This is a genomic window from Rhodococcus sp. IEGM 1307 (assembly GCF_030056915.1).
Lineage (GTDB): Bacteria > Actinomycetota > Actinomycetes > Mycobacteriales > Mycobacteriaceae > Rhodococcus_F > Rhodococcus_F opacus_D.
Map to the genome: position 1 here is coordinate 215,220 of NZ_JASHKW010000004.1, position 18,036 is coordinate 233,255.

The 18,036-nt window shown below is 68.2% G+C and carries 19 protein-coding genes and 4 pseudogenes; 12 read left to right on the forward strand and 11 right to left on the reverse strand.

Going from position 1 to position 18,036, the window contains the following annotated elements:
• Positions 1 to 6: 6 nt before the first annotated feature.
• The 4 genes and pseudogenes from phoU to QM841_RS09615 all read right to left on the reverse strand — a co-directional run bounded on the left by phoU (position 7) and on the right by QM841_RS09615 (position 2,321).
• Positions 7 to 656, reverse strand: a pseudogene (gene phoU, locus QM841_RS09600) (phosphate signaling complex protein PhoU).
• 57 nt (positions 657 to 713) lie between these two features.
• Positions 714 to 1,106, reverse strand: a complete 393-nt coding sequence (locus QM841_RS09605) for a DUF6308 family protein (protein ID WP_283331825.1) — start codon at positions 1,104 to 1,106, stop codon at positions 714 to 716.
• Between the two features lie 123 nt (positions 1,107 to 1,229).
• On the reverse strand, positions 1,230 to 1,415 hold the full coding sequence (locus tag QM841_RS09610; RefSeq protein WP_283331826.1) for a hypothetical protein: 186 nt from the start codon (positions 1,413 to 1,415) through the stop codon (positions 1,230 to 1,232).
• Between the two features lie 78 nt (positions 1,416 to 1,493).
• On the reverse strand, positions 1,494 to 2,321 hold the full coding sequence (locus QM841_RS09615; protein ID WP_283331827.1) for a hypothetical protein: 828 nt from the start codon (positions 2,319 to 2,321) through the stop codon (positions 1,494 to 1,496).
• A gap of 292 nt (positions 2,322 to 2,613) precedes the next feature.
• Between QM841_RS09615 and QM841_RS43380 the strand changes: the two genes are divergently transcribed.
• Positions 2,614 to 3,162 carry an Rv1733c family protein gene (locus QM841_RS43380; RefSeq protein WP_502943241.1) on the forward strand — a complete coding sequence of 183 codons (549 nt, stop codon included), beginning with the start codon at positions 2,614 to 2,616 and terminating at the stop codon, positions 3,160 to 3,162.
• A 115-nt stretch (positions 3,163 to 3,277) separates the two neighbouring features.
• Here the strand turns inward: QM841_RS43380 and QM841_RS09625 are convergent, their stop codons facing one another.
• Positions 3,278 to 3,523: a hypothetical protein gene (locus QM841_RS09625; RefSeq protein WP_283331828.1), complete on the reverse strand. Its 246-nt coding sequence runs from the start codon at positions 3,521 to 3,523 to the stop codon at positions 3,278 to 3,280.
• Between the two features lie 876 nt (positions 3,524 to 4,399).
• On the opposite strand from QM841_RS09625, the gene QM841_RS09630 reads away from it, so the two are divergent.
• From QM841_RS09630 to leuD, 3 genes are read left to right on the forward strand one after another with little or no spacing between them, the layout of a single operon-like run.
• Positions 4,400 to 5,749 (forward strand): 2-hydroxycarboxylate transporter family protein, encoded by a 1,350-nt coding sequence (locus QM841_RS09630; RefSeq protein ID WP_283331829.1) that lies wholly within the window; start codon positions 4,400 to 4,402, stop codon positions 5,747 to 5,749.
• A 59-nt stretch (positions 5,750 to 5,808) separates the two neighbouring features.
• Entirely contained in the window at positions 5,809 to 7,209 is a 1,401-nt protein-coding gene (gene leuC / locus QM841_RS09635; RefSeq protein ID WP_283331830.1) for a 3-isopropylmalate dehydratase large subunit, read from the forward strand.
• 31 nt (positions 7,210 to 7,240) lie between these two features.
• The gene (gene leuD, locus QM841_RS09640; RefSeq protein WP_283331831.1) at positions 7,241 to 7,837 is read left to right on the forward strand and encodes a 3-isopropylmalate dehydratase small subunit; all 597 of its coding nucleotides are present in this window, start codon (positions 7,241 to 7,243) and stop codon (positions 7,835 to 7,837) included.
• Positions 7,838 to 7,880: 43 nt separating this feature from the next.
• Here the strand turns inward: leuD and QM841_RS09645 are convergent, their stop codons facing one another.
• Positions 7,881 to 8,366, reverse strand: coding sequence for an Lrp/AsnC family transcriptional regulator (locus tag QM841_RS09645; protein ID WP_283331832.1), 486 nt, complete (start codon positions 8,364 to 8,366; stop codon positions 7,881 to 7,883).
• 139 nt (positions 8,367 to 8,505) lie between these two features.
• Between QM841_RS09645 and QM841_RS09650 the strand changes: the two genes are divergently transcribed.
• A complete protein-coding gene (locus tag QM841_RS09650) occupies positions 8,506 to 9,273 on the forward strand; it encodes an RraA family protein (protein ID WP_283331833.1) in 768 nt (255 codons plus the stop codon).
• A 14-nt stretch (positions 9,274 to 9,287) separates the two neighbouring features.
• Here the strand turns inward: QM841_RS09650 and QM841_RS09655 are convergent.
• Both QM841_RS09655 and QM841_RS09660 read right to left on the reverse strand, forming a co-directional pair.
• Positions 9,288 to 9,742 (reverse strand): annotated as a pseudogene (locus QM841_RS09655) (DUF6537 domain-containing protein); the annotation flags it as partial.
• A 158-nt stretch (positions 9,743 to 9,900) separates the two neighbouring features.
• Positions 9,901 to 10,164 carry a hypothetical protein gene (locus QM841_RS09660; protein WP_283331834.1) on the reverse strand — a complete coding sequence of 88 codons (264 nt, stop codon included), beginning with the start codon at positions 10,162 to 10,164 and terminating at the stop codon, positions 9,901 to 9,903.
• A gap of 43 nt (positions 10,165 to 10,207) precedes the next feature.
• Here QM841_RS09660 and QM841_RS09665 point away from each other — a divergent pair, with 43 nt between their 5' ends.
• From QM841_RS09665 to QM841_RS09675, 3 genes are all read left to right on the forward strand, one after another.
• The gene (locus tag QM841_RS09665; protein WP_283331835.1) at positions 10,208 to 10,471 is read left to right on the forward strand and encodes a DUF389 domain-containing protein; all 264 of its coding nucleotides are present in this window, start codon (positions 10,208 to 10,210) and stop codon (positions 10,469 to 10,471) included.
• A 228-nt stretch (positions 10,472 to 10,699) separates the two neighbouring features.
• The gene (locus tag QM841_RS09670; protein ID WP_283331836.1) at positions 10,700 to 10,945 is read left to right on the forward strand and encodes a hypothetical protein; all 246 of its coding nucleotides are present in this window, start codon (positions 10,700 to 10,702) and stop codon (positions 10,943 to 10,945) included.
• A gap of 154 nt (positions 10,946 to 11,099) precedes the next feature.
• Positions 11,100 to 11,876, forward strand: a complete 777-nt coding sequence (locus tag QM841_RS09675) for a VOC family protein (RefSeq protein ID WP_283331837.1) — start codon at positions 11,100 to 11,102, stop codon at positions 11,874 to 11,876.
• A 441-nt stretch (positions 11,877 to 12,317) separates the two neighbouring features.
• On the opposite strand, the gene QM841_RS09680 is transcribed toward QM841_RS09675, so the two are convergent.
• Entirely contained in the window at positions 12,318 to 12,542 is a 225-nt protein-coding gene (locus QM841_RS09680; RefSeq protein WP_283331838.1) for a hypothetical protein, read from the reverse strand.
• Positions 12,543 to 12,822: 280 nt separating this feature from the next.
• Here QM841_RS09680 and QM841_RS09685 point away from each other — a divergent pair, with 280 nt between their 5' ends.
• Positions 12,823 to 13,524, forward strand: coding sequence for an MspA family porin (locus tag QM841_RS09685; RefSeq protein ID WP_283331839.1), 702 nt, complete (start codon positions 12,823 to 12,825; stop codon positions 13,522 to 13,524).
• A gap of 264 nt (positions 13,525 to 13,788) precedes the next feature.
• On the opposite strand, the gene QM841_RS09690 is transcribed toward QM841_RS09685, so the two are convergent.
• On the reverse strand, positions 13,789 to 13,992 hold the full coding sequence (locus tag QM841_RS09690; protein ID WP_280783782.1) for a three-helix bundle dimerization domain-containing protein: 204 nt from the start codon (positions 13,990 to 13,992) through the stop codon (positions 13,789 to 13,791).
• A 140-nt stretch (positions 13,993 to 14,132) separates the two neighbouring features.
• A complete protein-coding gene (locus QM841_RS09695; RefSeq protein ID WP_283331840.1) occupies positions 14,133 to 15,095 on the reverse strand; it encodes a DUF8129 domain-containing protein in 963 nt (320 codons plus the stop codon).
• Positions 15,096 to 15,431: 336 nt separating this feature from the next.
• On the opposite strand from QM841_RS09695, the pseudogene QM841_RS09700 reads away from it, so the two are divergent.
• The 3 genes and pseudogenes from QM841_RS09700 (at position 15,432) to QM841_RS09710 (ending at position 18,031) form a co-directional block, all read left to right on the forward strand.
• Positions 15,432 to 16,907 (forward strand): annotated as a pseudogene (locus QM841_RS09700) (CYTH and CHAD domain-containing protein).
• Between the two features lie 347 nt (positions 16,908 to 17,254).
• Positions 17,255 to 17,517 (forward strand): annotated as a pseudogene (locus QM841_RS09705) (DUF6328 family protein); the annotation flags it as partial.
• Positions 17,518 to 17,710: 193 nt separating this feature from the next.
• Entirely contained in the window at positions 17,711 to 18,031 is a 321-nt protein-coding gene (locus QM841_RS09710; RefSeq protein ID WP_283331841.1) for a hypothetical protein, read from the forward strand.
• Positions 18,032 to 18,036: the final 5 nt, after the last annotated feature.

Consider the following 18,036-nt stretch of genomic DNA (forward strand, 5'->3'; position numbering starts at 1 on the left):
GACGACCTACGGGGTCATCTGTTCCCCGGTGACGAGGAAAATCACCCGGCGCCCGACCACGACGGCATGGTCGCCGAAGCGTTCGTAGAAACGCCCCAACAACGTGACATCGACCGCAGCCGGGATGGTGCCGGTCCAGGCCGGATCCTCGATCAGGGTGAGCAGCCGGCGGTGCAGGTCGTCGAGCTCGTCGTCACGTCTACCGATCTCGGCGGCCAGTTCGGGATCGTGCGTGCGCAGGACCCATTCGGCGAGAGGCCGGCCAACTCGGCCGCCACCCGCCCCATCTGGGAGAGCAACTCCTCCGCCTCACCGGAAGCGACGTGCTCGGGATGGCGGCGGCGGACGCTCTCGGCCACATGCTGCACCAGCCCGCCCATCCGACTCAGATCCGTCACCAGGTGCACACCGGTGACCACCTGACGCAGATCACGCGCCACCGGGCCCTGCAACGCCAACAGCGCCATCGCCAGGTCCTCGCACGGACCGCGCAACTCCTCGATCTGTTCGTTGAGGTCGAACACCCACTCCGCCAGGGGCAGGTCAGCCAGCACCAGGGCCTCGGTCGCCGCCTGGACCGCATCCCCGGCCAGGTGGCACATCGACGCCAACCGGTCGGTCAGCGCGTCGAGCTGCTCGTGAAACTTCATCCGCATGCGCATCATCCTCGTGCACCTGCCGAAGACAGCACCGGGACATCTCATATTTCCCGGTCAGAACGCTCGCCCAGGCCGCGATTCTTCCCCGTCCATCCACGCGATCACACCGAACACCCGCAGTGCGGAGATCTCGTCGGGGAGGCCGGCCTCCTTCCGAGTCGAAAGCCACCGGTGATGCAACGTCCCGTAATCCGCCCATAGCGCCTCCCGCACCGGCTTCAGATGTGCCCGCTCGGCGCCCAGCACCTGGCTGACGACCGAATCCCAGATCGTGTACAGCCGGGGGCGTTTACGGGCGATCAACTTCGTTGCCTTCATCCCGGCCGATCCCCGGCAGCGCCCACAGGGCCGTTTCCAGCTCCCAGGCGGGCCATCCCGGGGCGAGCGGCTCCGGTTCGTCGAAACCAGGTCCCGGTCCGGGCCTATCGCCGTCAGAATGGCATTCAACGCCGCAATTGGTTGACCAGGGATTTCGTACGCGTCAGGGGCAAGTGGGTTCCGTCAACGTCACCGGGCGGTCGCTCGACGGCCCGGCTCGCCAGGAGGAGGCGGATCGGTCCAAACACCTCCTCAGCCCTGCCACGATGTGTCATCTCCCCAGGTGAACGGGGCGTCCCACAGCAGCGGATCAGTGTTCGGCAGGCGCATCTCGATGCCGTCGTGACGGCGGAACAGTGTGGTGGTCGGGCCGACCGAGCGCGGGATACCGCCGTGCCGGCCGCCGCCCTTCGGGCCGATGCCGGGGCGGGAGAACACCAACCACCTCCATGACCAGGGCGGCGCCGGGGGTCGGAGGTGTCAGGGTCGGGTCGGTGTAGCGGTAGGTCGAGCGAATCAGCGCAGGCATGTCATGTCCTTTTTGTCGTAGCAGAAGTGGGCGCGCGAGATCGGCGGCCGTCGAGGGCATCTCGCCGAGGCTGGGCGCGCGGTGTGGTGGTTGGTGCCGCGTGTCGGGCGGCGGGGTCGACGGGTTCGAGCTTGGCGCGGGTGACGACGGTCTGGTCCTGGTCGCGGAACGTTTCGTGGTCCTTGACGGTGGCGCGCAGGATCCGCACCCGCTGGCCGGGTTCGTAGTCGCGCACACCGGTGGCGAACCACTTGATCAGCTGGTTGCCGTCGGTGCGGAGCACCAGGAGGGTCTTGGCGCCGTAGTGGCCGTCGATGATGCGGGAGACGGACGGTCACGGTGGCGCCGAGGTCGGTGACCTTGGCACCGGTCGGGGCGAGGAAACCGGGGACGAGGGTGGCGCGTTCGGCTCGCAGCTGCTGCTGCCGGGCGTAGACCGCCACCAGTGAGGCGGCGATACCCAACGACTTCGCGGACACGTACTCCCCGGCGAGCAGGGTGCGCAGGTTCATCCCGCAATCCCTGGCCGCATCGATGGTCTCGGCGGAGGCCAGGACGCCGTCGATCAGCTCGGGCTGCTCGGCCCGGATCCGGCGGGCCTCCGCCGCGCCGTCGTCGAGTTCGCGGCGCACCGCCGGGTCGCGGATGAATGCCAGTCCCCACACGGCGGTCGCGATGGTGTCCACGGTCACGGGAATCTCGCGGTCACGGGCCCGGGCGCGGGAGATGTAGCCGCGGCCGCCCTCGGAGAACGCGCGGGCGAGGGCGATGGGGTCGAGCGTGTGCAGCGACCGGTCCACACCGGCCGCGAACACAATCTGACGGGTTACAAAGTCATCTCAGCGATGGTCAGATCGGTCGACGCCAGAGCCGACGCGCGACGTCAGGATCATCAGCCGTGTCGAGCCAGAACAGGGACCTACCGTCGTTCGTCACAGGCTGCCGCGCAGCACGCGCTACCCGCAACAGCGTGTGACACCGACTCGGATTCCGACGCACAATCGAGGAAGGAGGAGAAGCGAAGTCCTAACGGGGGTAAGCGATGCGTCCGAACCAGTCAGCACCGGTGCCGGTGCCCACAACGATCCGGTGGTGGCGCCTGCGGCCGTGGAGCCGCAACCACCTGATGCGCAGCAGCGACCGCGTCGAGGCCACCCTGGTCCTGCTCGCCTCGATGCTGGTCCAGCTCATGGTTCCCGTCGCCGCCGCGTTCGGCACCTCAACGCACACCCGACTGCAACACCAAACCGAGGCACTGCGCGCCGACGTGGACCAGGTGCCGGCCGTCCTGCTCGAGGACAGTTATCCCGCACCCGACACCACCGGATACTCCTGCGCGCCACCGGCACCCGGGAAACGGCCCGCGCCCGGTGGCCGACACCCCACGGGGACCGCACCGCCGCAGTGCCCACCCATAGCCCGGCGAAGGCCGGTCAGACGGTCACCATCAGCGTCGACGCCGACGGCAACCTCACCGGCCCCCTCCCCAGCACCCGGGACAACACCGTGGTGGCGGTGACCGCTGGATGCGGAGTCTGGGCACTCGCCGCCGGTGCCATCGTCTTCCCCACCGTCCTCGCACACCTACTGTTGAATCGACACCGCTTGCGGCACTGGGCACACGAGTGGAAACAGTTCGACAAGCCACCGAGATAATCCTCGATATCGGCCGGATATCCGCGAGGGAGGCGGGGCGCCGCACCGCCCACACCGCCCGCGAGTGGTCTACTCAGCGTGAGGACCGCACGGATCACCGAACCGGAGGTCGGTCTCAGCTTTCGTCCGGTGCAACAAGTTCGATGTCACCATCGTCGGCGAACACCAGAGTGCCGTCATCCGTCGCGACGGCCCACCGGCGCACCGGCGCCCCCTCGTGACGGGCACCAGTACCCACTTCTGCGGCGTAGTCGTCGACCACCACACCGGACACCCACGCCGAACGAGCACCGCCGGCCCGGACCCGGACCCGTGCCCCCGGCACGATCGGGCCACGATTCTCCTTCGGCGTGTCGGCCATGGAAATGATTGTGACATCCCCACCCCAGTGGCGCCGGCCGAGCACAACCCCCGCCGGGATGAGTGACAACGTGAGACAAAGCCCCAGCCCCACGAAGACGGCAGTGTGTACCGCAGCCCGCTCCCTGCACCACCGCGCCCCGCCTGCGATGCGGCGCGCCCGGCGACCGTGACCCCCGAGCTGTGCCCGCGTCCGGTCGGTGCGCCGGGTGTCCCCGCTGTCAGCGTGGCTCGCAGTTCCCGCACCCGGAGCCCGGTCAGGACGTCGAAAGAGTGTGCCTGCACCTCGCAGGACCGCAGAGCATCCACAAGCTCGGGTTCGTCGTCGACGAACGCCGACAACCACCGCCCCACCGCCCGGCAATGGCTGGTCTTGACCTCGACGGCCGGACGATGATCACCACGAGACCGACACAACAGTGTGCGTCCGGACGGAAAGCCGTTCTCTCCGAGTCACATCCGGGTCTGCTCCGCGTACGTGACGGGCCGTCGAATACACCACCACGAACCCCAACACCGCTGCCGCCTCCACCAGATCCCGGCCGTGCCGACCACTGCCGCCCGTCCGACATGTCGAAGAACCGCTGCCACCTCCTGCCGGCGGCTCCCACCCGTGTCACCGGCGGTCAGCAGGTGTGCGAATGCCGACAGGTCCCCCAGGTCATCAGCGGCGACCTGGGGGTGCCCGGACGGAAGTCGGACCAATTGTCCAACCTGGCCTGCCCTAGCCGCAGCAAGCTGGTCCATTGGTATGAATAACTCAGAGGCATTGGCAATTGAGGCGCAAGAAACGCTACCGTTCGTGACCAGTGACCTGAGTCACTCCACAAACTTCCGTGATCGGCACAGCCCCGCCGGCACGGCGCAGGAGGCGAACGTGAAAATCAAGGATGCTGTGCCCGGCACGGAGGCGACGGAGTCGACCCGAAATGGGTCCTCCCGCGCCCAGATCTTGTCCATGCCCTGGCCGTGGTACCTCGTCCTCGTCGGGGTCGGTCTGGGTGCTGTCTACACCGGCACGCTCCCGGAGAACATCTTCGGTGGTCTGGCCATCGCGATGATCATCGGCTGCGGCCTGTTCTGGATCGGGGACCGCACCCCGGCATTGTCCGCGATCGGAGGCGGGCCGCTGTTGTGCGTCTTCGCGCCGGCCCTGGCCGTGTACTTCGGAGTGGTTCCGGAGAGCTTCTCGGACATCGTCAAGAACTGGTTCACCGGGTACGGATTCGTCGAGATCCTGGTGGCGTCGATCATCGCCGGCAGCATCCTCGGGATGGACCGTCGGTTCCTGATCAAGGCAGGTGGCCGGTTCTGCGCGGTGATTGTGGTGGCATTCGCGCTGGTGGTCACCATCATCGGGACGATCGCCGCGGCAACCGGTTTCGGATTCAAGACCGCAATCCTCGACGTCACGATCCCGATCATGGCCGGCGGCATCTCCGGGGGTGCGATCCCGCTGTCGCAGATGTACGCCGACACCATCGGTGGTGACGCCCAGCAGTACATGTCCAGCATCGTGCCGCCGATCATCTGCGCGAACCTGCTGTGCATCGTGCTGGCATCGGTGTACGCCAACCTGACCCGTCGACGCACCAAGCTGTTCGTCGGCTTCAACGGCCACGGTGAGATGCTGCGGATCAAGGCCACCCCGGAGCAGGTCGCCGCGCTGACCGACAAGCGTCCGCTGACGATCAGCGGCCTCGGCACCGGCCTGCTGATGACCGGTGCCATCTACCTCGTCGGCGCGATGCTGCAGGCCGCGGTTCCGCCGGTGCACCTCTACGCCTGGGTCATCCTGCTCACCGCGGCGATCAAGCTGTCGGGTGTGCTGCCGCAGGAGGTCGAGGAGTCGACGACCGAGTGGTACCAATTCGTGGTCAAGCTGTGGGTGCCGGCAGCGTTGGTCGGCATCGGGGTATCCCTGATCGACATAGAGCAGATCGCCGAACTCGTTTCCCGCCCTGCCTATCTCGCATTCACCGTCGCCACCGTGCTGATCACCGCGTTGACCGCCGGGTTCGTGGGTTGGCTGCTGAAGTTGTACTTCGTGGAGTCCTCGATCACCGCCGGCCTGTGCATGACCGACCTCGGCGGGTCCGGCGACATCGCCACCCTTGGCACCACCCGGCGCATGCACCTGTTGCCGTTCGCGCAGATCACCTCGCGCCTCGGCGGCGGGCTGGTACTGCTGTCGGCTTCGGGTTTCCTGGCCTACTTCTACGGCTGATTTCTGCGGTCTGCCGATGTCGTCGGCGCGAACGTATTCGATGAGGAGAAAGAAAACACATGGGTAAGACGCTGGCCGAGAAGGTCTGGGACACACACATAGTTTACCGAGGGGAGGGCGAACCGGACCTGCTCTACATCGACATGCACCTGCTCCACGAGGTGAATACACCGCAGGCGTTCGACGGTCTCCGGGCGAGCGGTCGCACGGTGCGGCGCCCGGACCTGACGCTGGGCACCGAGGACCACAACACCCCGACCGTGGCCGTGGACAAGGAGATCGTCGACCCCGCGGCCCGCGAACAGGTGTCGCTGATGCGCAAGAACTGCGCCGAGTTCGGGATCGAGTTGTTCCGCCTCGGTGAGGAGCATCAGGGCATCGTGCACGTCATCGGTCCCGAACTCGGCCTGTCCCATCCGGGTTCGACGATCGTGTGCTGTGATTCGCACACCGCCACCCAGGGCGCGTTCGGGGCGCTGGCGTTCGGGATCGGTACCAGTCAGGTCGAGCACGTGCTGGCGACGCAGACCCTGCCGATGGGACGGCTGAAGAACATGGCGGTAACCGTGAACGGATCGCTGCCCGAGGGAGTGACGGCCAAGGATCTGATCCTGGCGATCATCGCCCGCGTCGGCACCGCGGGCGGGCAGGGCCACATCATCGAATACCGCGGCCAGGCCATCGAGGAGCTGTCGATGGAGGGCCGGATGACGGTGTGCAACATGTCCGTCGAGGCCGGATCCAGGGCAGGGATGATCGCCCCGGACGAGAAGACCTTCGAGTATCTGCACGGTCGTCCCGCCGCCCCGACCGGGGCTGCATGGGACGCCGAAGTGGCGTACTGGCGCACCCTGTTCAGCGACGACGACGCCGTCTTCGACAAGGAAGTCGTCATCGACGCCGCCACCCTGACCCCGTTCGTGTCCTGGGGCACCACGCCCGCGCAGGCAGGTCCGCTCGGTGATCCGGTCCCGCATCCGGACCAGTTTCCCGACCCGGTCGAGCGGGCCGCCGTGCAGCGCGCCCAGGCCTACATGGACATCACCCCCGGACGCCCGGTCCGCGGGCTCCCGGTCGATGTCGTGTTCATCGGATCATGCACCAACAGCCGCATCGAGGACCTGCGGGAAGTCGCACGCGTCCTCGACGGAAGGAAGGTCGCACCCGGGGTCGAGTTGATGATCGTGCCCGGATCGATGAAAGTGCGTCAGCAAGCGATCGACGAAGGCCTGAACGAGGTGTTCGAGGCCGCCGGGGCGGGACTGCGGTTCGCCGGGTGCTCGATGTGCGCGGCTCTGAACGAGGACCGCCTCACACCCGGTCAACGGGCCGCATCGACGAATAACCGCAACTTCGAGGGCCGCCAGGGCAAGGGCTCGCGCACCCACATCGTCTCGCCAGCGGTTGCCGCCGCGACCGCGGTGGCCGGCCACCTGGCCGCACCCGCCGACCTGAACTGACTCCCCCACCGTTTTCGAATCGAGGACCATCGTGCAACCGTTCACCGTGCACACCGGCGTCGCCGCACCCCTGCGGCGCACCGACGTCGACACCGACCAGATCATCCCCGTCCGCTTCCTCACCCACAGCTCCCGGACCGGGTTCTCCGACAAGCTCTTCCACGACTGGCGCGAAGAGCCCGACTTCGTCCTCAACGACCCCGCGTACGCCGGATCGACCATCCTGATCGCCGGCCGGGACTTCGGCACCGGATCGTCGCGGGAATACGCGGTATGGGCGTTGCAGAACTACGGATTCCGGGCTGTGATCGCGCCACGGTTCGGGGACATCTTCCGCGGCAACGCCCTCACCAACGGCCTACTCACCGTGGTGTTGCCGACCGAGATCATCGAGCAACTCTGGTTACTGCTCGAGGCCGACCAGGGCCACCAGGTCACCATCGACCTCGTCGAACGGCGGGTGCGGGCGGGTGAGATCACCGCGGCGTTTGAACTCGACGACAACACCCGGTGGCGGTTGCTCGAGGGACTCGATCACATCGACCTGACCCTCACTCACGCCGCCACGATCAGCGACTTCGAGCATCAGCGGCGCCCCGCACTGCCGGCTACCACCCTGCTTCGCTGACCACAGCGATTCGTTGACCACAGTGTTGGACGGGCCGAGACCCTCAGGGCGTCTCGGTCCGCTTCTTTTCCAGCAACGGCACGATCCGCGGGGCGATACGGCGGCTGAGTACCAGTTCCGACTGGGTACGCAGGACCCCCTCGGTGGCGATCATCTCCTGCAGCACCCGCTCGAAGTCTTCGTGATCCTTGGCCACCACCCGGCACAGCAGATCACCCTTTCCGGCAACGGAATTGACCTCGAGCACCTCAGGGATGGTGGCCAGATGCTGACAGGTGGCGTCCATCATCGACTGCGCGATGTCCAGGTGCACGAACGCCAGGATGGAGTACCCGAGCGCGGTCGGTTGCATCTGCGGGCGGTAACTGGTGATCACCCCCTCGCGGGAGAACTTGTCGAGCCGCGACTGCACAGTGCCGCGCGCGACGTTGAGGCGGCGGGCGTACTCACGCACCCCGGCCTTGGGTTCCTCGACGATCAGCTTCAACAGATCGAGATCCAACTTGTCCAAGGGAGTGGTCAACTGCATCGCCCCATTGTGCCCGCTACAACGCTCAGACAGAACCGGACCGGACCGATTGCTCAAACTTTGATTCCAGTCAACTACCACTAGCCCACCGGGGGCAGATTCCTACACCGCCCCCCTATTTTGAAGAATGGAGAACTCGATGTCCCAGCAAGCCTCTCCGGTCTCGCCGGCCCTCCACCGCCAGGCGCCTGTCACGGCCGTCCAGCGCGATCGTGCCGCGCTGTTGACGTCCCTGTCGCAGGTTTCCGATGTCTCCTGCGCGGTCGCCGACGCACTCGACCAGCTGGGTGTCGGTGCCGCGGTCGGTGCCGGTACCCTCGCACCCCTGCGCCGAGGGCAGCGGATCTGCGGGCCAGCGGTGACGTTGCGGTACCGGCAACTGACCGGCGACGTCGCCTACAACAGGGCGGACGGACTCGGTACCCGCCTCGGCGACCGAGACCTCTACAGCAGCGCCCGCCCCGGTGACGTGGCAGTGTTCGACTGCCCCGCCCCCGCCGACACCGCGGTCGTGGGTGCGCTGTCGGCGCAATGGGCACTGCTGGCCGGACTCGCCGGGTGCATTGTCGGTGGCGCGGTGCGTGATTCGGTATCCATCGTCGACAGCGGCCTGCCGGTCTGGTCGGTGGCCCGAGCCCCGCAGGCCGCCCGGTTCCGCTACGCCACCGAATCGATCGGCGAACCGGTCCGGCTGGCCGGACGCCTGATCCACCCGGGCGACATCATCGTCGCCGATGACGACGGGGTCGCCGTCATCCCGGCCGACCGCATGTTCGACGTGGTGAAGATCTGCGTGGAAGCCGACCGGGTCGAGCACGAACTGCTCGCCCAGTTGCGGTCGAGCGACTCGATCGCCGACCTGATGGGCAAGCTGCGGCAACGACCGGTCAGGGTGTTCGACCGCTGACCCGCGGCCGACTCTCAGCACCGCGGAAGGTAGTTGTCGACATTGCGGAGTTTGACGTCCTCGTAGCCGCGCACCAGATCCGCGGCCTCCGCGGCGGCGACCGACGTCTCGTACGTGCTCGCATCCAGCGCACGCGCCAATCCCAGCACCATCTGCTCGTACTGGGCGACGAGGCGTCGTTCGAGCCCCCGCACCAGGGCGTATCCGAACGGATCCCACCGCGTGCCCCGCAGCCGCTTACCCTTCGCCAGCACACGGAGTGCAGCGTGGCTGCGGGGGCCGAGACCGACTTATTCTTCCGGCCCAACGCTTCGAGGACCGGGGGATGCAGCTTGTAAGTGAGGTTGCCGCCGCCGGGCACCTCGGCTCGCACGGCCTCGCGGAAGGCGGGGTCGGTGAGCATGCGGGCGACCTCGTATTCGTCCTTGTAGGCCATCAGCTGATATTCATCGTTGGCGGGGGCTGCGCTTGGCTGTCCCCCAAGACAACCCACGCCGCCACTGGCAGCCACAGATGCTCTCGGCCCGCGACTTCCGGCCGACGGTGTCACTCACGAAACAGCTGCAGCTGTGGTCACCCCTCGGGGGGCGCGGCCCCTCAGTGGTTTTTCCACCGCCCAGGGTCGGTCTACCCGGCGGATCCTGGCGTGCTCGGGTCGGCAGTGAGGTCGTCGGTGTTGGCGAAGACCAGGCGACCGTCGTCGAGGGCGACAGCCCACCGATGCACCGGAGCCCAGGCGTGCCCGCGCTCCTCGGTGTCGGTCAGCTCGGCGTAGTCCTCGACGATCCGACCGGTCTGCGCCGATTCGGACGGCCGGCGCACCAGCACCCGTGCGCCCGCGCCGAGCGGACCGGGTTCGGGTCTCGGACTGTGATCCTTCTTCTCGGACATCGGTCTGCGCCTTCCCGTCGGGCTACACGCCGCGGCTGCCGGCGTGCTCTCCCTGACCTCCGCCAAGGTCGGCGGACTGACGGGCGTGTTCATCTCGGTCACCACCGTCCCCGCCGCGGGGAACATCGCGCTCGGGGCGGCGTTCGGAGTCGGCTCGGCGATCTGGGGCAGCACCCTGCAGCTATTGCTGAACCTGACCGGAATGGCACTGGCCGGATGGGCCACGCTCAGTCTGCAGCAGGCGGTGTGGTCACGGATCTCGGTGCGCCGCGCCAAGGCCCTCACCCGCCCACACCGCATGCTCTAACCCACCCCCGCTCCGCCCGCCCGCCCGCGCCTGCTAATTCCCACCCCGCGCCGGCATACCGCCGCCGTCCGAGTCACCATCGCCCGCCACCAACGGCGGATCCACGAGGGCGTGATCCTTCTGGGCCAGCAACGGGCACGATTCCACCAACGCAGCCCACACCCCCAGAGCACCGGCCCGGCCTGAACCCTGTCACCACCGCCTGGGCAGGTCGCTCACGCTGTGGCGATGCCCAGCGTGAGCATGTCGAGCTGCCGCACACGCTGGGGTGACGCACCGGAAGGAGGTGACCGCCGACGCCGCCGAACGCGCGGAAAGCGAGCACTGGGCGACGATGTGAACGTCCCGGCCGAACGTCTCCGGGCGGAGGTTCCGGCGCTGCAGGAGCAACCGTTCGAGGCGCGTCGGATGGCCGGCCCACTGATTGCCCGATACCCGCTGTCGGTGACCCGGAAGGACGCCTCGGCGAGGTGACTACCGGGCATCGGCCGCCCTGCACCTTCAGGACTCCGTCCTGTCGATTGCAGAGTGGGTTCGGCGGAGCGGACAGCGAATCCCGTGGCTCCGCCGTCGAATGTCGGTGCCGCAGGCTAGCGTCGAGTGGGTACCCGGCAGCTGAGGAGCAGCGATGAGCGCGGTCACGACGAATCAACCACTCGGCACCCCCACCTGGATCGACCTGGGCATTCCCGACCTCGACCGGGCGATGACCTTCTACGGGGCGGTCTTCGGCTGGGAGTTCGACGTGGGGCCCGAGGAGTACGGGCGGTACACGATGTGTCTGCTCGGCGGCAGGAAGGTTGCCGCGCTGATGCCGAATCCCGACGAGAACGCCACCGAGTTCTGGTGGAACGTCTACCTGGCGACCGACGATCTCGATGCGACGGTCGCTCGGTCCGCAGACGCGGGCGGCACGGTGCTGATGGAGCCCATGGACATCGCCGAGCAGGGTCGGATGGCGATGGTGCGGGATCCGTCCGGTGCGCAGTTCGGCCTGTGGCAGGGGCGGGCGCACGTCGGCTGCGAGCTCGTGAACGAGCCGAACACGTTGTTGCGCAACGACTTGGTGACCCCGAATCCCGGCCCGGCGCGGGACTTCTACGCGGCGGTCTTCGACTTCACGCTGGACGGGAACGACGACCTGCCCGGAGTGGACTTCACCTTCCTGCGCAGACCGGATGGGCACGAGATCGGTGGCATCGTGGGCGACCCGGCCGCCTCGGAGTCCTCCTGGGGCACGCTCTTCCAGGTTGCCGATGCGAACGCCGCCGTTGCCGCCGCCCGGGCCAACGGGGGCACCGCGCAGGACCCGACGGACATGCCGTACGGGCGGACCGCGGATGTCACCGATCCGTTCGGGGCGACGTTCACGGTAGGTTCCCCGCTGCCGGGTAGGCAGGGGTAGAGGGGTCTCGGAGAGGTAATTATCCGGTTCGGGAAGTGCGGGCGCTGGTCGAAGCGTCGCGTCCGACTGCGGAAAGGACGTGCCGGTCTGTCGGTGGTTCCCGAGGTGAAGTGGGCTCCCGCGGTTGGGGCAGTCGATGACAACCTCGGTCTGACGTGCAAATCCCGCAAAGCGAACTGCGCGAACGGCACTGAACGCGATGCTGTGAAGTCCCATCACCCGCCCCGGTGTCGCGCAGGTCGGCACCGACGGCTGTCCTACATCGCTGCTCCGTGTGTGGGATGGGCGGGCCAGCCGCGCCGGCGCGCGGTGCCGACGGATCGGGCCAGGTCACGGCGCAGGAGCCGAGTTGGTGACCAGTCAATGAACGACGCCATGTCACGGTGACTCGCCCGCGATCGGGCGCAGTGCACGGACAGCCAGCGGTCGGGGCGTCCGCGATCATCGCCGGCCACGTGTCGGCGTCTTCAAATCGATCCGGTCGCCCCCGTCGACGGGGTCTCCCTCGAGCACCGATGTGAGTTTGTCGAGGTCGCCCGCAAGTGGCCGGAGCAACGGTGTCGGGGACGTCCCCAACGCGGCGTCGAGCTGGTCGGCGAGCACGTCATCGCCGGTCCAGTCCCGCACGCGCAGCGCCGCCGCACTCGGTGGCCACCTCCCGCGCACCGCCTCGACGATCGTCGATCACGATGGCGTCGCCAACCATCTGCACCACCTCGCCGGTCAGTCGGCCGGCCGCGCACCGGGTCCACGATCGCGGGCGGGCCGTGCGACCTCAACGGAGCCCCGAGCAACTCACCCGGATGCCGAGCGGGAGCCGGTCGTCGAAGATACACACGAAGCTCACGTGAAGATCTGATCAACACAAGGACATCATCCGACCCGAATGGTTAAGCTCTGCATGCTTTTTCGTTTCGGTTGCAGTACGGACCGAATGGGGATTCGCATGACGAACATCAGCACAGCTCGACCCGGATACAAACCCTTCACCCGCCTGGCGGCGGTCTTAGGTATCGCCGTACTTGCCATGGTGATGGGTGACGGCACCGCCTCGGCAGGAGTCGACAACTCCAGCTCCGTCATCGACGCGGACGGCAACCGCATCGAGGTCCTGCAGGGCGACACCCAGTACCATGCCGTCCCGCCACTCGACGGCGTACCGACCAGCGTCGAATTCTTCCACAACGGCTACGCCGCGGTGAACATCAGCGGCCCCGACGCCGCCGACTTCGAGGGCACCAAGCTCACCGTCGGCTACCAGATCGGCTACCCGATCGCGCTGGCCGGCGCGACCATCGTCCTCAATTCGCCCGGCCTCGGATTCGCGATCGGGTCGGACACCGGCATCGACCTGGGGCTCGTCCCCGACTTCACCCTCGATCTGAGCGCCGGAACCAACGCCGAGCTGGCCGGTGACATCATCCCGTCGCAGGAGCTGGACATCGACCTGGAGCCGGGCGGTATCACCGAGATCCCGCTGCTCGAGGATCAGGAGTTCGACGGACCCGAGGCGCTGGTGCGGATGCAGGGCGTTCACGGGTCCATCTCCGGCGCCATCGGAGCCGTCACCATCCGGCCATACGCGAAGGCCGTCACCGAAAACGGTGACACCGTCATGACATACGGTGTGCCGCAGAAACTCAACTAGGTATGAGGTGGCCGCACGGCCGGGTGCCGGGTTGCGGAGGGCCGTCGGGGCAAATCCGGCGGCCCCTTCCGCGCGAGTCGCGTCGAGCGGGCCGCACATATCTGCACACGTGCGCACGGCGACGAGCGCCTTCGTGGCCAGTGCAATTCATACAGCTCGGCGCGCAACCGGTGGCGAGGCAGTGGCCACCCCAGCGCATTCGGCGAGTTGGCCAAGGGAAGATCGCGCCTCCGCCACATTGGTGCCGCGCCACCGCGTCGAAAGTCATGCGTCGAGCAACGCGCCGAGCTTCGCGGTCGCCGCACGCTCGACGAGCAACGGTACGAAATCCCGAATCGGGCATCCGACGAAGTAGGCGACCGCCTCCCCTACCGCGGTCCCGACCATCTCCCGCGACGCGGCCGGGAACTTGTTCAGCAACCGTACGGTGACCTGCGAAAGCTGGCGTTCTTCCTCCGCGGAGTTCATACCCAAAGCCTGCGCGCCCCCGGTCGCCCCGTCAATCCGTCACGTCGCGGCGCCGGAACCGAGTGCGGGCCCGGCCCGCCGACACGCGGGAATCCCCGCACACCGGGTGTGCGGGGATTCCCGCTGAGTGGTGGCGTCGCCTAGTCGATGCCGACCACCTCCTGCGCGATGGCGGCCAGCCTGGTCTGGGCGGCGGAGACGACGCTGTGCCGGTTCTTGTGCGCCTCCTCGTACGCCACGATCGCCCGCACGTCGCCCGGCTCGGTGAGGTCCTGGATCGCGGCGGCCGCCTTCGTGACGTTGAGTTCGTCGTAGTCGTCGATCGGCAGCTCCCCGGGCTCGAGGACACCGGTGGCGGTGCGGGCGGAGTGGATGACCCCGGCGACACCACCGGCGCCCTCCCGGCGGGTGACCTGTTCGGCGGTCTCGAGGGCCGCGTCGCGGGAGGCGGTCAGGGTCTTGACCGCGACGTCCCCCGCCCGGGCGCCGCGGCTGAGGAGCTCGTTCAGGGCGGGTGGGGTGGTGCGGACGGTGTCGAGGGCGCGGTCCAGGCCGCGTGCGGACCAGGTGACGGGTCCCTGGACCAGCCGCACCGCGGCGCCGGCGGCGGCCTGCAACGGGGTGCGGCGCAGCGCGGCGGGGCCACCGAGGGCGTCCTCGGCGAGCACGGTGGTCAACCAATCCACGGTGGCGGAGTGGGCGGCGATCAACCGGGACGCAAGGTTTTCGATGTCGCTCTCCCCGGCGGCGACGGCGAGGGCCTTGATGTAGCGGGCACGGTCGAGGAGCTGGTGTTCGAGGGCCAGATCGCCGAACAGCGCTTCGTCGAATGGTTGGGCCTGCTCGGTCAGGGCCTTGACCACGGCGGCGGCGCGGCCGAGGAACGGGCCGATCAGCTCGGGGACACCGCCGAGTTGGCGGATTGCGGCGTCGATGGCCTCGGCCCGGGAGCGGCCGTTGGCGGCGTTCTCCGACAGTTCTCGGCGTACCGCGTCGGTGCGGGCCTGGACGACGCGGGTTTCGGCGACCTGGATTTCGGTGTGGGTGAGATCGAGGACCGTGCGCAGCTGGGCAAGCAGGGTGGTCGTGTCGGGTGTGCTCATGCGGGTGTGCCCCTTCGGAGTTGATGGCATGGACGGTTGCACCCTGGCCGCGTACCCCGCCGAGGCCGACGGCAGCCCGGGCCGGGCCACTGTTCAACCGTTGTTAGCACCGCCGACCGAGCATGTTCAACCCGCGTCCGCACCATCGGTCGATTCCCGCGTCGGCAAAAACGAAAAGCGGGTGACACACCATTTCCGGCGCAACCCGGTCCCACGAGTAGGACGCTCGGGGTGGGCGACAGTTGACGCCCCGCCCAGGGCCAGCGCAGCACCGCAGCGGGTCCTCGGTCAACGTGGTCCTGATTATTCGACGGGCCTGGCGGGCAGTCTGGATTCATGAGCACGGCGCAGCAAGAACGGGAAGACAAGTACGACGTCGGCGCCGACTTCGCGGTACCGAACCTGGACGACCTCGTCCCACCGGGCGGCCGGGTCGACGAAGACACCGTCACCCTCGACAACCAATACTTCGACACCGCGGACCGAGACCTGCTCCGCCAGCACGTCACGTTGCGGCGCCGATCCGGGGACACCGACGAAGGCTGGCAGCTGAAGGTCCCCGACCGCAAGGCACGCACCGAAATCCGATTTCCGCTCACCGCGGACGACTCGATGCCCGATGAGCTGGCCGCCCTGGTCTCGGGGGTGGCCCTGGGCAAACCGGTGCACCCGGTGACGTCGATCTCGACCGTCCGGCTCCGCCGCCGGATGCTCGACCCGGACGGAAACCTGCTCACCGAGGTCGCCGACGACACGGTCCGGGCCACCGCGGCCGCCGCGGCGGCCGGGGACGGCGCGGTCGCCAGCGAGTGGCGCGAGGTGGAGGTCGAACTGGGCGAGAGAGGCGACGGGAAGCTGCTCGAGGCGATCGGTGAACGGTTGACCCGGGAAGACGCCCGCCCGTCCCGGTATCCGTCGAAACTGTCCCGGGCACTGAACCCGAACGGTCCGGGCACCGTCGACGACGACTCCGGCGCGGAGGTGGTTCGCGAGCTGTTGACCGGCTACCTCGACACCCAGGTGCAGGCGATCGTCGGCGGCGACGTGTGGCTGCGCCGCGGGTTGGACCCGATCCACGCCACCCGGGTCGGGATCCGGCGGTTCCGCAGCACCCTGCGGGTGTTCAAGAAGGTGCTGGACCCCGCCGCCCGGACCCGGCTCGACGAGGAACTGTCCTGGTACGCGGGGGTGCTCGGTGAGGTCCGGGACCGGCAGGTTCAGCGTGCCCGGTTCGCCGCCGCGGTCACCGACCTACCCGACGAGCTGGTACTCGGTCCGGTCGCCGCCCGGATCGAGAACGACCTGCTCGCCGAGCAACTCCGATACCGGGCCGAGGTCATGGAAACCGTCGACAGCGACCGGTACCGGGCGGTGCTCGCCGCGCTGGCGCGGTGGCGCACCGCACCGCCGCTGACCGAGGACGCCACCGCCGGGGCCCGGGTGCTGAAGAAGGCCGCCCGCAAGGCCCGCCGCAAGGCCGACAAGAGGTTGGTTGCCGCCGTCGAGGACGGCGACGACGAGGCCCTGCACCGCGCCCGGAAGGCCGCGTAGCGGGCCCGCTACGCCGCCGAGCTCACCCGCGGGCTGGTCGGGAAGAAGACGAGCAAGAAGAGGATCGCCGAATACAAGAAGATCCAGAAGGTTCTCGGGGAGCACCAGGACAGCGTGGTGGCCCTGGGCACCCTCCGCGACCTCGGTGCCCGCGCCGGGAGCACCGACGGCGAGAACGGATTCACCTTCGGGCTGCTCTACGGGCTCGAGCTGCAGGCCGCCCGCCGTGCCCGCGACGACGCCGCCCGGCTCGCCACCTGATCCGCGTTCCGCAGTGCGCACCGGCGAGGATGCGGTGGCCCGTCGTTTGCGGACCGACACACTCCGGTACCGGGCGTCGCCCGACCCGCGCCCGCCCATGCCCGGAGCCGACGACGGTGCATCACCGTCGGGGGGTCGCGGGCGGGCCATTCAGCCGGGCAGATCTCGCGCCTCGGCACGGAGGCCGCCCGGACAGGGATGTGAGAAACGGACATTTCGGGAACACCAGGTGGGCAGTGTCCAGTACCGGCCGGGCGGCAAGTACCTCGATCCAGGCCCATCCTGATCGCGGCACCTCGCGTCCCAGCCACGGGTGACCGATCCATACCGAGAACAGCGGGTGGGAGATGTCGGACGGCAGTGACGATCGGGCGCGGGACGACGACGAGTGGAACTATCGCGCCCGCCACGAGGCGGAAACCCAACGACTCGACCGAAACTGGGCGGCGCTGCTCCAGGAACTCCCCGTCGTGCGGACCGGCGTGCAACTGCTCACCGGGTACCTGCTGACGTTGCCGTTCCAGCAGCGATTCACGGACCTGACGGACTTCGCGAGGTCGGGACCTACCCCGTTACCGTCGCCCTGTCGGTCCTATCGACGATGCTGCTGACCCCGGGATGCCGTCACGTCAGCAGCGCGGTGACCCGCAGCGAGGTCCGTCACCATCCACGGCGGTAACACCGGTAGTGACACACGTCACACAGATCTGAGGTTGGCTGGTGTAACGCTTCCGGCCCTCCCCGACACCGTTCGAGTAGCCGCAGACGCTGGGCCCGCGGCACTCGAATGAGGACCACCCACCATGATCGCCACACAGCTTCACCCGATCACCCGCTCCGCCACCAGCACCTCCTCCTGGAAGCGACTGGCTGCCGTCGCCGCCGCGACCGTCGCACTCGGCCTCGTCCCAGTGGCCGCCGCCGCCGCCACCACCGCACCCTCGAACGCCGCGCAACCCGTCGCCGCAGCCGTCACCCACGACAGCCCGCTCGACCGCGACAACGACATCCAGCAGCAACGCCAGCACGACCGCCAACGTGACCAGCGGCAGGACCGTCGCGCCGAAACCATCGTCCTCGACGAGATTCTGGCCGGCTGGAACAGCGGCAGCTCCCAGCTGTAGCAGCC

Coding starts and splice junctions, on each gene's coding strand:
- QM841_RS09625 (WP_283331828.1), bottom strand. CDS start 3,523: ATGGCCGACACGCCGAAGGAGAATCGTGGCCCGATCGTGCCGGGGGCA.
- leuC (WP_283331830.1), top strand. CDS start 5,809: ATGGGTAAGACGCTGGCCGAGAAGGTCTGGGACACACACATAGTTTAC.
- QM841_RS09645 (WP_283331832.1), bottom strand. CDS start 8,366: ATGCAGTTGACCACTCCCTTGGACAAGTTGGATCTCGATCTGTTGAAG.
- QM841_RS09650 (WP_283331833.1), top strand. CDS start 8,506: ATGTCCCAGCAAGCCTCTCCGGTCTCGCCGGCCCTCCACCGCCAGGCG.
- QM841_RS09660 (WP_283331834.1), bottom strand. CDS start 10,164: ATGTCCGAGAAGAAGGATCACAGTCCGAGACCCGAACCCGGTCCGCTC.
- QM841_RS09670 (WP_283331836.1), top strand. CDS start 10,700: ATGCCCAGCGTGAGCATGTCGAGCTGCCGCACACGCTGGGGTGACGCA.
- QM841_RS09675 (WP_283331837.1), top strand. CDS start 11,100: ATGAGCGCGGTCACGACGAATCAACCACTCGGCACCCCCACCTGGATC.
- QM841_RS09685 (WP_283331839.1), top strand. CDS start 12,823: ATGACGAACATCAGCACAGCTCGACCCGGATACAAACCCTTCACCCGC.
- QM841_RS09690 (WP_280783782.1), bottom strand. CDS start 13,992: ATGAACTCCGCGGAGGAAGAACGCCAGCTTTCGCAGGTCACCGTACGG.
- QM841_RS09695 (WP_283331840.1), bottom strand. CDS start 15,095: ATGAGCACACCCGACACGACCACCCTGCTTGCCCAGCTGCGCACGGTC.
- QM841_RS09710 (WP_283331841.1), top strand. CDS start 17,711: ATGATCGCCACACAGCTTCACCCGATCACCCGCTCCGCCACCAGCACC.